The 13,432-nt window shown below is 31.6% G+C and carries 13 protein-coding genes; 6 read left to right on the forward strand and 7 right to left on the reverse strand.

Annotated features, from left to right (window positions below):
* Positions 1 to 171 precede the first annotated feature (171 nt).
* The 6 genes from E0E45_RS06660 (at position 172) to E0E45_RS06685 (ending at position 6,063) form a co-directional block, all read left to right on the forward strand.
* Positions 172 to 981, forward strand: a complete 810-nt coding sequence (locus E0E45_RS06660; RefSeq protein WP_130890450.1) for an SIR2 family protein — start codon at positions 172 to 174, stop codon at positions 979 to 981.
* An 86-nt stretch (positions 982 to 1,067) separates the two neighbouring features.
* A complete protein-coding gene (locus E0E45_RS06665) occupies positions 1,068 to 2,330 on the forward strand; it encodes a hypothetical protein (RefSeq protein WP_232044072.1) in 1,263 nt (420 codons plus the stop codon).
* A 3-nt stretch (positions 2,331 to 2,333) separates the two neighbouring features.
* Positions 2,334 to 3,116 (forward strand): GTP pyrophosphokinase, encoded by a 783-nt coding sequence (locus E0E45_RS06670; protein ID WP_130890452.1) that lies wholly within the window; start codon positions 2,334 to 2,336, stop codon positions 3,114 to 3,116.
* 90 nt (positions 3,117 to 3,206) lie between these two features.
* Positions 3,207 to 3,878 (forward strand): hypothetical protein, encoded by a 672-nt coding sequence (locus tag E0E45_RS06675; protein ID WP_130890453.1) that lies wholly within the window; start codon positions 3,207 to 3,209, stop codon positions 3,876 to 3,878.
* Positions 3,879 to 3,906: 28 nt separating this feature from the next.
* A complete protein-coding gene (locus E0E45_RS06680) occupies positions 3,907 to 5,106 on the forward strand; it encodes an MFS transporter (RefSeq protein ID WP_130890454.1) in 1,200 nt (399 codons plus the stop codon).
* A 27-nt stretch (positions 5,107 to 5,133) separates the two neighbouring features.
* The gene (locus tag E0E45_RS06685) at positions 5,134 to 6,063 is read left to right on the forward strand and encodes a DMT family transporter (protein ID WP_130890455.1); all 930 of its coding nucleotides are present in this window, start codon (positions 5,134 to 5,136) and stop codon (positions 6,061 to 6,063) included.
* A 299-nt stretch (positions 6,064 to 6,362) separates the two neighbouring features.
* Here the strand turns inward: E0E45_RS06685 and purD are convergent, their stop codons facing one another.
* From purD to purE, 7 genes are all read right to left on the reverse strand, one after another.
* Positions 6,363 to 7,616, reverse strand: a complete 1,254-nt coding sequence (gene purD / locus E0E45_RS06690; RefSeq protein WP_130890456.1) for a phosphoribosylamine--glycine ligase — start codon at positions 7,614 to 7,616, stop codon at positions 6,363 to 6,365.
* Between the two features lie 20 nt (positions 7,617 to 7,636).
* Positions 7,637 to 9,142 (reverse strand): bifunctional phosphoribosylaminoimidazolecarboxamide formyltransferase/IMP cyclohydrolase, encoded by a 1,506-nt coding sequence (gene purH / locus E0E45_RS06695; protein ID WP_172604167.1) that lies wholly within the window; start codon positions 9,140 to 9,142, stop codon positions 7,637 to 7,639.
* A 13-nt stretch (positions 9,143 to 9,155) separates the two neighbouring features.
* Positions 9,156 to 9,731 (reverse strand): phosphoribosylglycinamide formyltransferase, encoded by a 576-nt coding sequence (purN, locus tag E0E45_RS06700; protein WP_130890458.1) that lies wholly within the window; start codon positions 9,729 to 9,731, stop codon positions 9,156 to 9,158.
* Complete coding sequence (purM, locus tag E0E45_RS06705) at positions 9,719 to 10,720, reverse strand: phosphoribosylformylglycinamidine cyclo-ligase (RefSeq protein WP_130890459.1); 1,002 nt, start codon at positions 10,718 to 10,720, stop codon at positions 9,719 to 9,721. Before purM ends, purN begins: the two co-directional genes overlap by 13 nt.
* Positions 10,721 to 10,742: 22 nt before the next feature.
* Entirely contained in the window at positions 10,743 to 12,140 is a 1,398-nt protein-coding gene (gene purF / locus E0E45_RS06710) for an amidophosphoribosyltransferase (protein WP_130890460.1), read from the reverse strand.
* A complete protein-coding gene (gene purC / locus E0E45_RS06715) occupies positions 12,140 to 12,856 on the reverse strand; it encodes a phosphoribosylaminoimidazolesuccinocarboxamide synthase (RefSeq protein ID WP_130890461.1) in 717 nt (238 codons plus the stop codon). The genes purF and purC overlap by 1 nt, the downstream gene beginning before the upstream one ends.
* Positions 12,857 to 12,919: 63 nt before the next feature.
* A complete protein-coding gene (gene purE / locus E0E45_RS06720) occupies positions 12,920 to 13,399 on the reverse strand; it encodes a 5-(carboxyamino)imidazole ribonucleotide mutase (RefSeq protein WP_111711112.1) in 480 nt (159 codons plus the stop codon).
* Positions 13,400 to 13,432 lie beyond the last annotated feature (33 nt).

Raw genomic sequence — 13,432 nt, forward strand, 5'->3', positions numbered from 1 at the left:
AATTAATAATTTGAATTTTATTTTACTATTTCCTTTTTATTTCAAATTTTTTTGTAATTTTTGAATCAAGTGTTTTTTTCTTGACTTTTTGAAATTTTTTTGTTGTTAAATTAATCAATTTAAGTTATACTAATAGTAATAGAGCAATTAACTAACAAGGTAGGTGATACCATGAATAACTTTTTTGATAAGTTTGAAAAAGATCAAAAATTGAATCTTTTTATTGGAGATTTTCTGAGTAAAATTACAGGATATCCAACAAGACTTGAAATGGCTGAGTCTATTCTGTCTGATATCAAACAGTCAGCCAAAGGTTATATTAGAAATATAGATTCCTTTGCTGAAACATCTCAAACTTATCTTGATGCAGTAGTAAGTTCAAAAAAAGGATTAATAAAACATATCCGAGAAATATTTGACTTAAAACATCATAGAAATGTTGAAATATATAGAGATATTTTTAATTCAGGATACTTTGAATCTATTTTTACTATGAATTATGATGTAGTAATTGAAAGAATGTTTGCTAGTCTTCTTTCAGTATCTACACCTTTAAAAGCTGAAAAGATAACTGAAGGAAAAATAAGATTTTATAAGATTATGGGAACTATCTATAATTCAGAAGACCTTTTTTTAACAAGCCAGGATATCAGAAAATTAAAAGTTCTTGAATTCTACAAAGAATTCTTTGATAATTTAAGATTTGAATTGATAAGCAGACCTACTATCTTTTTAGGAGTTGATCTTAAAAATCCAGATTTTTTAAATATGCTTGATTTTCTTCTGTCAATGGCTAAAAATAATGAGCATCCTGTTTATTTGGTAACATCAACTGCCATAATAGATCCTAAGGTTACTGATCTTATAAATAAATATAACATAAAACTTACTACACTGAGTGAGAAAGAGCTTCTTGCTAATCTTCATAGTGTATCTGATATAGATGGAGATGATGTTTTAAGAAAAAAGTTAGTAAGGTAATATCTTTAAATGAAGAACAAAATACAGAGCAGCTGGATATTACCAATAAAAATAGGAAAAATAAGAATGATTCTGTTAAAATTCGTTTGTTCACAGATAACTCATTTGAAGAAAATACAGAAAACACAGATATAGATGAAGAAATTCATTCTATAAAAGATAATATTACAGAAGAAAATTCTGAAGATTATATTGAAGAAGAAATTCATGTTATTTCTGTAGATAATGAGATTACTGGAGATGCTCTTAGTGATATTATTAAGGAAACAGCTAATGAAAATACTGAAAGTATTTCTGCAGTTGAAGATTCTATTTCTGACAATGATGATGAGATAGTTGATGAAAATGTTGAAGATTCTATTTCTGACAGCGATGATAAAATAGTTGATAAAAATACTGATTCTGCAGAAGATGAAGTCATTGATGATCTTGTTTCTGATATTATTGAAGAAGCTGCTTATGTAGGTGATGAGGTTGTTTTTACAGAGAATGAAAATTCTGGACCTAGGCATATAGTTATTTCAGCTGATGCTTCTTCTTTTGAAAGTGGACTTGAAATTAAATATACATCCCTTCAGCTTAGAAATTTTCCAATCAAATACAAAAATTTCTCTGAAAAAATGGATTTCGACGAAATTGTAAATATTGGTACTACTTCAATAAAAATTGGAGATACCATTATTCATAACGCAGTATTAAAAATTTTAGTATACAGTAAATTTAAATTATTAGAAATGAAAACTAGAGAGTTTAAACTGGCTTTAAGTATAGAATTAAACGATGAGCAAACTCTTGTAAAAAAAGATGATTACTTCAAATATGAAATATATGATAAAGTTAAAACTTCTCGTCTTAATGAAGTAGTTGAAATTTTCAAAAAAATATTTTCTGGTGAAAAAATTACTTTCAAATATAATCAACTTATGGGAGATATTTCTTTTGAAAATAGATTAGAAGTATATAAATTTAATATTATTTCAGAAACTATTGAAGGATATAAGAATATAACTAAAGAATTAAGTCTTTATAAAGAAAAAAATATAAATGATACTAAGGATAGTTTTTATTCACTTTTCCTTTTAAATGCATATTTAAAAGATGAAAAACTTTCTAACTGGGTTAATTTTAGAATCAAAAATAATTACAATATACTTCCAGGAGATATACTAAGTTTTGAAAAAATTCATAAATTAAAGCTTCATGGAATAACTTTTGATTTAAAAGAACATGTAAAACTTGTAGATCCCATCTCTACTAGAGAGATAAATGAAAGAAATGAAATATGCTGCTATAGAAAAGCTGTGGAAATTACTTTAGAAAAAACAAAAAAATCTGATATGAAGAGGTGAAGTATGTCTGACCTATTAGATAAAGATCAGTTTTTCAAAGACTTCTGTATTGATGAGGAGTACTTTGAGTCCACAGGGCTGATCTGGGATGAATTAGTAAAGATATATAAGAATTATGTTAGACTTGTTCCATATCTTGAAAAAGAAGCAGAACACATAGTATCAAAACTTATAGATGTACCTAATGTACATTCTGTAAGAAGAAGAGTAAAAAAACCTGAACACCTTATAGAAAAAATAATCCGCAAAGGAAGTAAATATGTAGCCAGAGGAATCTCAGTAGAAACATATAAAGATATAGTTACTGACCTCATAGGTATTAGAGTCCTCCATTTATTCAAAGATGACTGGAGAGGAATTCATGATGAAATAATGAAATTATGGGAAATAAGGGAAACCCCTCAGATAAATATAAGACGTGGAGATTACAATGTAGCACAGCTTCAGGAAAGTATATCTGAACTGAACTGTGAAATAGTAGTAAGAGATCATGGTTATCGTTCTGTTCATTACCTTATTGGAATCCCAGTAACTAGAAATGATGAAATTCTTGTAGAAATACAAGTAAGAACTGTTTTTGAAGAAGCATGGAGTGAGATAGATCATTTAATGAGATATCCATATGATATTGATAATCCTGTTATTACTGAATATCTTGGTATTTTTAATCGTATTGTAGGAAGTGCTGATGAAATGGGAACTTTTATCAAAAATATGAAATCTCGTTTAAGTGTTCATACTGGAGAGGACACTCACTATAGAGAGCTTGATAATAAATTCAAGTAGTGATTTAAAATCTTCAATATTATGTCAAATATTGAAGATTTTTTTATACAATTTACTATAATTTTTACTTACTATATTAGGGGGAATGAAATGAAATGCTTTAAATCTATCTGTGTTATTTCGGCAGTCTTTTTTCTAATCAGCTGTAATAAACCATATGTCAAAAATAAGACTCCAAAAACTACTGTTACGAAAAAAACTATTCCTTCAAAAACAACAAAAAAACCTGCTAAAGAAAAACCTATTACTAAAACTACTGATTATGCAGTTATACATTATGTTAATAATAACAAATATACAGAATTGAAAAATGAACTGTTGGCAGATGAGATGGATAAAATTAATTCTAAAATTAAAAAAGATGATAAAGTTAAAGTAATATCTCTACTATCAACTGATGATAAATATTCTTCACAGTTTCAAAATCTCTGGAATAAATTTTTTACTTTAAATCTTAAAGGAAATCCAGATTCCCTTATTAATTCTCAAGCGGTAGAGTTAGCAGGAAAAATATTATTAGTAAAAGATGAAAAAATATCTGTGATAGCTTCAGAACAGGAAAATTTATATTTAGCAGGGGCATTGCTTTATATAAAAAAGACTTATCCTGACTATGATAAACTTAATATAGATATCTATTCTATCGAATCTCCTTTCAATATTGGAGAGTATACAAAAGAATATAAAAATTTACATTTTAAATATTACAAAATTCAAGAAGATAAGCTTATTGAAGAGAAGAAAACTACTTTTTTAAGTTAATATCTTTAAAACATAGGGGATGTTTTTATTGGAAGTAAAAAAACAAATGACAAGATTCTTTATTCTCTACTTTTGTGTCAATCTTATTAATAATCTTATCCACCCTGTTACTCCTGCATATGTAGAATCTTTAAATATGCCTGACTATGTTTTCGGCTTATTATTTGCTACAATGTCCTTTTCAAATTTTCTTTTTTCTCCTTTTTGGGGGGAGTTAAGTGACAGAAAAGGAAGAGTTACAGTTATAAGAATATGTATGACTGGATATGCACTTGGACAGCTTGGATTTGCTACTTGTAACGATTTGGCATTTATTCTATTCTTTAGATTTTTTGCTGGGATATTCTCAGGAGGATTTTTAGTTACTGCTCTTGCATATATTTCTGATATGACTGAAGGGCATGAGAGGACAAAAAATCTGTCTTTCTTTGCTGCTCTAGTTACAATGGCAGTATCTGTAGGATTTTTTGTAGGAGGATTCTTAGGAAAATTAAATATTTATTACACTTTTATGCTTCAGATTCCTTTGCTCCTTATTGAAACTTTCCTATTTAAAATCTTTCTTCCAGAAAGTCTAAGCGAAGAAAAGAGAATAAAAGAAAAAATAAATTTTAAAAAAATAATAAAAATAATAGATATAGAAAAAGGAAAGGATATTCTTACTTTCCCTATCATAGTCTTTTTTATAGGTGTCATCCTTACTGAATTTTCAAGAGTCGGTTTTAACAATAGCTTTAACTTCTACATTAAATCTGCTCTTAAACTGCCACCATCATATAATGGTGGTATTATGGGAATGATTGGGATTCTTGGACTTTTTACCAACCTTACTATTAATATGTGGCTTGCAAACAAGTTTGATTTAAGAAAGGTATTCCCTATAATACTTTTTTCTAATAGTATCATGGGAGTATTTGTACTTTTATTCAGTTCAAAAGTATTCATTTTCTTTGTATTCAGTGTATTATTCTATATATTTAATGCAATCTATGTCCCTATACAGCAATCTTTATTTACAAAAGGTCAAAGCAGCAACTATGGACTTTTATCTGGATATTTTAATTCTGCTAAATCCTTTGGAATGATAACTGGTTCACTCTTCACAGGATTTATCTATGAAATAAATAAACTTCTGCCTTTTGCAGCAGTAACAATAGTTTTAACTTTAGCTGGTGCATCATATACCTACAACTATTTTCAATATAAAAAACTGGATAAAAAATCCTGAAATTATATATTAAGAGGGGGAAGGATTATGAATGATGAGTCTAGATCATCATATTTTTCAAAAGGTGCAGTTGTATTTACTCTAGCAATGATATATTGCGTCTTGGGAGGGAGTGCCTTTCCAAGTATAAAACTTGGATACAGCCTTTTCAATATTAAGTCTGGTGCTACTGCTGCTATTATCCTTTTTGCTGGAGTACGTTTTGCATTAGCTGGTGTAGCTACCATAGTTACTGGTAGTATAATACACAAATCTTTTTTGTTTCCAGCTAAGGGAAATTTCTCTAAAATAGCATTTCTAGGCTTCATTCGTACCACTATTTTTTATTCATTGATGTACTTGGGACTTGCTGGTACAAGTGGAATTAAAGCTTCTGTCATTAATGGTACCAATCTTGTTTTTGCTATGCTGGCATCTTGCTTCATCTTTCGTCAGGAAAAGTTTACAATAGTAAAATGCATTGCTGGACTTTTATGTTTCTCTGCTATTGTACTTCTGAATTTAGATGGAGATTTTACTTTTTCATTTACTTTTAGAGGAGAGGGACTACTTCTTTTAAGTGCAGTGGTATTTGGACTTTCAGATTGCATAACTAAAATGTTTTCAACAAATGAAAATGCAGTTACACTGAGCGGCTGGCAGTTTTTAATAGGAGGTTCTTTCCTTGTCCTGATAGGGCTTGCACTGGGAGGATCGCTGCAGATTCAAAGTATGGGTGCTTTCCTTATACTTTTCTATCTGGTATTTGTTTCCTCTGTGACATTTGTAACTTGGGGAATACTTCTAAAATATAATCCTATATCAAAGATAGTTGGTTATAAAGCTATGGAGCCTATATTTGGAACTTTGCTTTCTGCTATAGTTCTTTCAGAGTACAGCAGTCTTGGAATACAAACTATTGCTGCTCTTGCTCTTGTATGTATAGGAATAACACTTTTAAACTGTTATAATAAATAATAATACATTTAAAATAAAGAGAGTAACAATAGATTAAATAAATTTTAGAAATTTGGAAATTAGAAGGATTTATGTAATTAATGAAGTGAGTAAAACTTAAAAAACAGTATGTCTGAACACAGTAAGTTTACTGTTTTTAGTTTTAGGAACAAAATTAATAATAAATCTTTCTACTGGAAAATTTTAAAATTTTTATTTAAAAGTTACTCTCTTTTTTTATTTTCTAATATATCTGGTATTCCCCAAACTATTCCATAAAAAAACAGGATACATCTTTCAACATATCCCATTTAACTTTTTTATCTATATAGTACTCCAATATCTTTTCTGTAGCATTTATCTGTAAATTCTATCTTCTCAGCATCTGCATAAGCTTTCGCTCTTGCATCTTCCAAGTTATCTCCCACAGCTACTACATTCAATACTCTTCCACCATTAGTCAGAAGCTCTCCATTTTCCAATTTAGCTCCAGCTACAAATACCATATTCTCTGCCTTTTCTATTCCAGTTATTGCATATCCTTTCTTGTAAGCTTCAGGATATCCTCCAGAAGCAAGAACTACACAACAAGCTGATTTACTACTCCATTTTACATCAGCAGTATCTAATTTACCTTCCAGCCCACTTTCAAGAAGTTCTACAAAATCTGATTCAAGTAAAGGTAATACAACTTGAGTTTCAGGATCTCCCATTCTCATATTATATTCAAGAAGGTATACTCCTTTTTCATTTATCATAAGCCCAAAGAAAATAACTCCTGCGAAATTCATTCCTTCAGCTTTGATTCCCTCTAAAGTTGGATTCATAATTCCAGTGATAAAAGCATCATATACTTCTTTTGTAACATAAGGATTAGGAGCTATAGTTCCCATCCCTCCAGTATTCAATCCAGTTTCCTTTTCTCCTATCTTTTTGTGATCCTTAGCTGAGATAAAAGGAAGTATAACTTTAGAATCTGTTACTGATAGTATAGAAGCTTCTACACCATCCAAGAATTCCTCAACAACTATCTGCTCTCCAGCACTGCTGAATACTTTATCTACCATGATTTCATCTACAGCTTTCAGAGCCTCTTCCAGATTCTGGCAGATAAGAACCCCTTTTCCCGCTGCAAGTCCACTGGCTTTTACAACTAATGGAAATTCACAAGTTTTTATATATTCTTTTGCTTTTTTAGGACAAGTAAATACTTCATAAGCAGCAGTTTTTACTCCATATTTTTTCATAAAGTCTTTTGCATACGCTTTTGATCCTTCCAAAAGAGCAGCTTTTTTATCTGGTCCAAATATTTTTAATCCTTTTTCTTGAAATTTATCTACTATACCATCTACAAGAAGTTCTTCACTTCCCACAATAGTAAGATCAATATTTTCTTTTACAGCAAATGTTAAAAGCTCATCTATCCCTTTTATATTTATATTTTCTCCCTTTGGAAGTGTTGCAGTTCCTCCATTACCAGGAGCACAGAAAATTTTCTCTACATTTTCATTCTGGCTTACTTTCCAGCAGATTGCATGTTCTCTTCCACCGCTGCCAACTACTAATATTTTCATACTTTAATTTCTCCTTTGTATTAGTGTTTGAAGTGTCTCATACCAGTGAATACCATTGATATTCCATGCTCATTGCAGGCATCAATAGATTCTTGATCTCTCATAGATCCTCCTGGCTGAATGATAGCTTTTATTCCAGCTTTTGCACATTCATCAACAACATCTCTGAATGGGAAGAAAGCATCAGACGCAAGGATAGCTCCTTCTATTTTATCTCCTGCTCTTTCTATTGCCTGTCTAGTTGGCCATATTCTGTTAGTTTCACCATTTCCGATTCCTACTGCCATCATATCTTTCACTACAACTATAGCATTTGATTTTACATGTTTTACTATCTTCATTCCAAAGATAAGATTTTCCATTTCCTCAGCACTTGGAGCTTTTTCAGTAACTGCTTCATAATCAGTTGTGAAACTTAAATCCTCATCTTGAATAAGAATTCCTCCATCTACTTTTACCATGTTGATTTTATCTTGCGGTGTGTGTTTGCATTTTATAACTCTAAGATTTTTCTTAGTTCTAAGTACTTCTAAAGCTTCATCAGTGAATGATGGTGCTATAATAATTTCTAAGAATATTTTTACCATTTCTCTAGCTGTATCAGCATCTACTTCTTTATTTAGAGCTACTATTCCACCAAATATAGATACAGGATCGCATTCATAAGCTTTTGTATAAGCTTCATAAACATTTTTACCTATAGCTGCCCCACAAGGAGTAGAGTGTTTTAGTCCACAGCAAGCAGGCTCTGTAAATTCACATACAGTTCTCCAAGCTACATCCATATCTCTTAGATTGTTAAATGAAAGTTCTTTTCCATTTAACTGGTCAAAATCCTTCATAGCTCCAGTATCAGTAGTAGATACATAGTAAGCTGCTTTTTGGTGAGGGTTTTCACCATATCTAAGGTCCATTAATTTTTCATATGAAGCATTTAGATATTTAGGCATCTCATCTCCTAATAGGAATTGAGATATAGCTGCATCATAAGCTGATGTCAGATTGAATACTTTTCCAGCCAGTCTTTTTTTAGTTTCAAATGTAACCTCTCCAGCTTCCATCTCTTTCATTACTGTTTCATAGTCAGCAGTATCGCTGATAACTACTACATCATGGAAAGATTTAGCAGCAGATCTAAGCATAGTAGGTCCGCCAATATCTATAAATTCTACTTTTTCTTCAAAAGTAAGGTCTTCATTTACTTTTTTAAAGAAAGGATAAAGATTAACAACTACCATATCAATAGTTGATATTCCTCTTTCCTTGATAGTCGCCATATGTTCTGCATTATCTCTTATAGCAAGTATTCCTCCATGAATAACTGGGTGAAGAGTTTTTACTCTTCCATCAAGCATTTCAGGTGCTCCAGTAACTTCAGCAACTTCTATTACAGGTACTCCATTTTCTTTTAAATGCTTGTATGTTCCTCCAGTTGAAATTATTTCTACCCCATGATTAACTAAAAAGTTAGCAAATTCTAATATACCATTCTTATCAAAAACTGATATCAATGCTCTTTTCATCAACTTTTTCTCCTTTTTATCTTTCTGATATTATTTTAGAAATAGATTTTGGTAAAAGTTTATGCTCTTCTACTAATATTCTTTTTTGAAGAATTTCAGCAGTATCCCCTTCCATTACAGAAACTTTTACTTGAAAGATTATCTCTCCGCTGTCCACTCCATTATCTACATAATGAACTGTGCACCCGCTTTCTTTTTCTCCTGCTGCAAGAACTGCCTCATGTACTTTTATTCCATACATTCCAGGTCCTCCAAATTTAGGAAGAAGAGAAGGGTGGATGTTAATTATCTTACCCTTCCATTTTTCTACAAATTCTTCATCTATTATAGACAGGAATCCTGCAAGAACAATTAAGTCCACTTCTTTTTCAGAAACCACTCTGTCTATTTCTTTGCACAATTCCTTTTTAAAGACTTTTCTATCTAGAATACAGCTTACTATCCCTTGTTCAGCTGCTCTCTCCACTCCATAACACTCTCTGTCTCCAATGACGCAGGCTACTTCACATGGCAGTTCTCCGCTTTTTGACTTTTCTATTATAGATTGAAGATTGCTTCCTCCTCCTGATACTAATACTGCTATCTTAAACATAGGCCTTTCTCTCCCTTTTGAACATATCCTATTTCAAAAGCTTCTTCACCATGTTTTGCTAATTCTTCTATTACTCCCTCTTTATCTTTAGGGTCTACTACTAGAACAAATCCTACCCCCATGTTGAATGTACCAAACATTTCATTCTCAGGAATTTCTCCCTCTTTTTGAATATATTTAAATATATCAAGAACTCTTAATTTTTCTTTGAAAACTACAGGCTGATGTCCTTCACTTATAGTTCTAGGCAGATTTTCTGGAAGTCCTCCACCAGTTATATGAGCCATACCTTTTACATTATATTTTTCTAATACAGCTAATACAGGTTTAACATATATTTTTGTAGGTGTTAAAAGAGTTTCACTGATAGGTTTTCCATTGAAATCTTTAGTATAGTCAGTTATTACTTTTCTTACTAAAGAGAATCCATTGCTATGTACTCCAGAAGATGGTATAGCTATAAGGATATCTCCTTCAGAAGTTGTACTTCCATTTACTATTTTAGATTTTTCCACTGCTCCCACACAGAACCCAGCAATATCATAATCTCCCACTTTATAGAATCCAGGCATTTCAGCAGTTTCTCCACCTATAAGAGCGGCTCCTGCCTGATAACATCCCTCTGCAACTCCTGATACAAGTTCAGCAGCCACTTCAGCATCTAATTTTCCACAAGCTAAGTAGTCTAAAAAGAATATAGGCTGTGCTCCATGACAAAGTACATCATTCACACACATAGCCACAGCATCTATTCCTACAGTGTCATATTTTTTTGATGTCAATGCTACTTCAAGTTTTGTTCCTACTCCATCAGTTCCAGAAACTAATACAGGATTTTCATATTTTCCTAATTCATACATAGCTCCAAAACTTCCAAGTCCATTAAGTACACTGCTGTTTTGAGTTTTAGCTACTGCTTTTTTCATAAGCTCTACTGCTTTGTAACCTTCTTCTTTATCTACTCCAGCTTCTTTATAAGAAATTGCCATTTTTTCCTCCCAAATAATTTTTTTACTCTTCTGTTGGTGTACACATAGGATATTCCCCACTGAAACATCCCACACAATAATCTTTACAATTTAATGATTTTATCATATTATCCATTGATAAGTAATCCAATGTATCTGCATTTATCTCTTTTCTTATCTCATCAACTGTCATTCTAGCAGCTATAAGTTCTTCTCTGTGTGCAGTATCTATTCCATAGAAACAAGAGTATTTAACTGCTGGAGAAGCCGATCTGAAGTGAACTTCCTTAGCTCCTGCTCTTCTTATTAAGTCAATAAGTATTTTACTTGTTGTTCCTCTTACTAGAGAGTCATCAATGATTACTACTCTTTTTCCTTCAAGCTGTACTCTTAAAGGATTAAGTTTTACCATTACAGCCTGTTCTCTTAAAGCTTGAGTTGGTTTGATAAATGTTCTTCCAATATATTTATTTTTGATAAGCCCCATAGCATATGGTATCCCACTTTCTTCAGCATATCCAATAGCTGCTGGTATTCCAGAATCTGGTACTCCAATAACGATATCAGCTTCAATTTTCATCTGTTTAGCCAGAAGTCTTCCAGCTTTTACTCTTGCTTCATATACATTTATTCCATCTATAATACTATCAGGTCTTGCAAAGTAAATATGCTCAAATGAACAAGGTGCTACTTTATTATTTTCAGCATATCTGATTGATTTAACTCCTGTTTCATCTATGATTACCATTTCTCCAGCTTCTACATCTCTTATCAAATGCCCACCTATAGAATCTATAGCACATGATTCAGAAGCAAGGAAATAATCTCCCTCATCATTCATTCCAAGACATAAAGGTCTGATTCCATATGGATCTCTTACTCCTATAAGTTTGTTGTCTGCTAATATTACCAGAGCATAAGCTCCTTTTATAGCTCCAACTGTACTTCTGATAGCTTCTTCAAACCCATTCATAGCTTTTCTGGCTACCATTTTTATTATTACTTCTGAGTCAGTAGTTGAAGTAAATGTAGCTCCTCCATCTTCCAGCAATTCTCTTATTACTTTAGTATTAGTCAGATTTCCATTGTGAGCAACTGCTATCTGTCCCAGTTTAAATCTGCTTTCTAAAGGCTGCGCATTTTCTATTTTGCTTTCACCAGTAGTAGAATATCTTACATGTCCTATTGCTGCGTTCCCTTGAAGGTTGTTCAAAGTTTCTTGGGTAAATACATCAGCTGTAAGCCCCATTCCTTTATAAGTTATCAGTTCTCCATTATTTGAAACAGTTATCCCTGCACTTTCCTGTCCCCTGTGTTGAAGAGCATATAGGGCATAGTAAGTTAATTGTGAAACTTCTTTTTGAGTTTTGCTGTATACTCCAAAAACTCCACATTCCTCTTCCATTTTGTCCTTTGCTAACATCATTTCTGTGCAGTTCATTATTCAGCCCCCAATCTTTTTAAGACTTCAATATATGCTTCTTCGATTCCACCTAAATCTCTTCTGAATCTATCTTTATCTAATTTCATACCAGTTTCTTTATCCCATAATCTGCAAGTATCTGGAGTGATTTCATCTGCAAGAAGGATTTCTCCTTTGCTGTTTTTACCAAATTCTATTTTGAAGTCAACTAAAGTAATTCCAATTTTATCAAAAGAATTTTTTAATAAGTCATTGATTTGCCCAGTTATTCTATAGATTTCAGCTAACTCTTCATAAGTAGCAAGTCCTAATGCAACTGCATGGTGATCATTTATTAATGGGTCTCCATAAGCATCATTTTTATAGCAAATTTCAAATATGGTATTTACAGGTTTAGTTCCCTCTTCTACCCCTACTCTTTTAGCCATTGATCCAGCTATAACATTTCTTACTATTACTTCTAAAGGAAATATTTTTACTTTTTGGCAAAGTTGATCTCTGTCATTAAGTACTTCTACTAAGTGAGTTTTGATACCATTTTTTTCAAGCATTTCAAATAACATAGCAGTTATTTTATTGTTCATTATCCCTTTATTTTCGATAGTTCCTTTTTTTGCTCCATTACCTGCTGTTGCATCATCTTTGTAATGAATAATAACTAGGTTCTCATCATCAGTTGAATATACTTGTTTAGCTTTTCCTTCATAAATAAACTCTTTTTTTTGTGCAGACATTTCTCTTTTTCCTCCTAGAAATAATTAATGTATTTAAAATTAAAAATTTTTTACCAAATTATTTTATAGCTCTACTCCAGTTTCATTATCAGCTATAAATTTTGCTTTCATATCTTTTCTGAATTTTACAAGTTTCTCTTTTAATTCAGGACATTTTAAAGAAAGCATTTGCACTGCAAGCATTCCAGCATTATATGAGTTATTAACTCCAACTGTTGCTACTGGAATAGATTTAGGCATCTGTACTATTGAAAGAAGTGCATCCATTCCATTAAAAGCTGCTTCAATAGGTACTCCTATTACAGGAAGCACAGTTTTAGATGCTATAACCCCAGGAAGGTGGGCAGCTAGCCCAGCTCCTGCTATTATTACTTCATATCCATCTTTTTCTAATTTTTCCAATGTTTCTTCTAGTTTTTCTGGTACTCTGTGAGCAGAAAGAACATGAGCAGAATACTCAATTCCAAATTCTTTTAGGCAGTTAGCTGCTCCCTTCATTTTATCTGTATCTGATTTACTACCAAATATTATGGCAACTTTCATTTTTTACTATCCTCCTGAGAATATCTATTATTT

The organism is Fusobacterium ulcerans ATCC 49185 (genome assembly GCF_900683735.1).
GTDB classification, from domain to species: domain Bacteria; phylum Fusobacteriota; class Fusobacteriia; order Fusobacteriales; family Fusobacteriaceae; genus Fusobacterium_A; species Fusobacterium_A ulcerans_A.

What these genes read in the sequence shown, in the direction of transcription:
- purN (WP_130890458.1), bottom strand. Translation starts at nt 9,731, where the DNA reads ATGTTTAAGATAGCAGTATTAGTATCAGGAGGAGGAAGCAATCTTCAA.
- purF (WP_130890460.1), bottom strand. Translation starts at nt 12,140, where the DNA reads ATGAACTGCACAGAAATGATGTTAGCAAAGGACAAAATGGAAGAGGAA.
- purM (WP_130890459.1), bottom strand. Translation starts at nt 10,720, where the DNA reads ATGGCAATTTCTTATAAAGAAGCTGGAGTAGATAAAGAAGAAGGTTAC.
- purE (WP_111711112.1), bottom strand. Translation starts at nt 13,399, where the DNA reads ATGAAAGTTGCCATAATATTTGGTAGTAAATCAGATACAGATAAAATG.
- E0E45_RS06660 (WP_130890450.1), top strand. Translation starts at nt 172, where the DNA reads ATGAATAACTTTTTTGATAAGTTTGAAAAAGATCAAAAATTGAATCTT.
- E0E45_RS06670 (WP_130890452.1), top strand. Translation starts at nt 2,334, where the DNA reads ATGTCTGACCTATTAGATAAAGATCAGTTTTTCAAAGACTTCTGTATT.
- E0E45_RS06685 (WP_130890455.1), top strand. Translation starts at nt 5,134, where the DNA reads ATGAATGATGAGTCTAGATCATCATATTTTTCAAAAGGTGCAGTTGTA.
- purD (WP_130890456.1), bottom strand. Translation starts at nt 7,616, where the DNA reads ATGAAAATATTAGTAGTTGGCAGCGGTGGAAGAGAACATGCAATCTGC.
- E0E45_RS06675 (WP_130890453.1), top strand. Translation starts at nt 3,207, where the DNA reads ATGAAATGCTTTAAATCTATCTGTGTTATTTCGGCAGTCTTTTTTCTA.
- purC (WP_130890461.1), bottom strand. Translation starts at nt 12,856, where the DNA reads ATGTCTGCACAAAAAAAAGAGTTTATTTATGAAGGAAAAGCTAAACAA.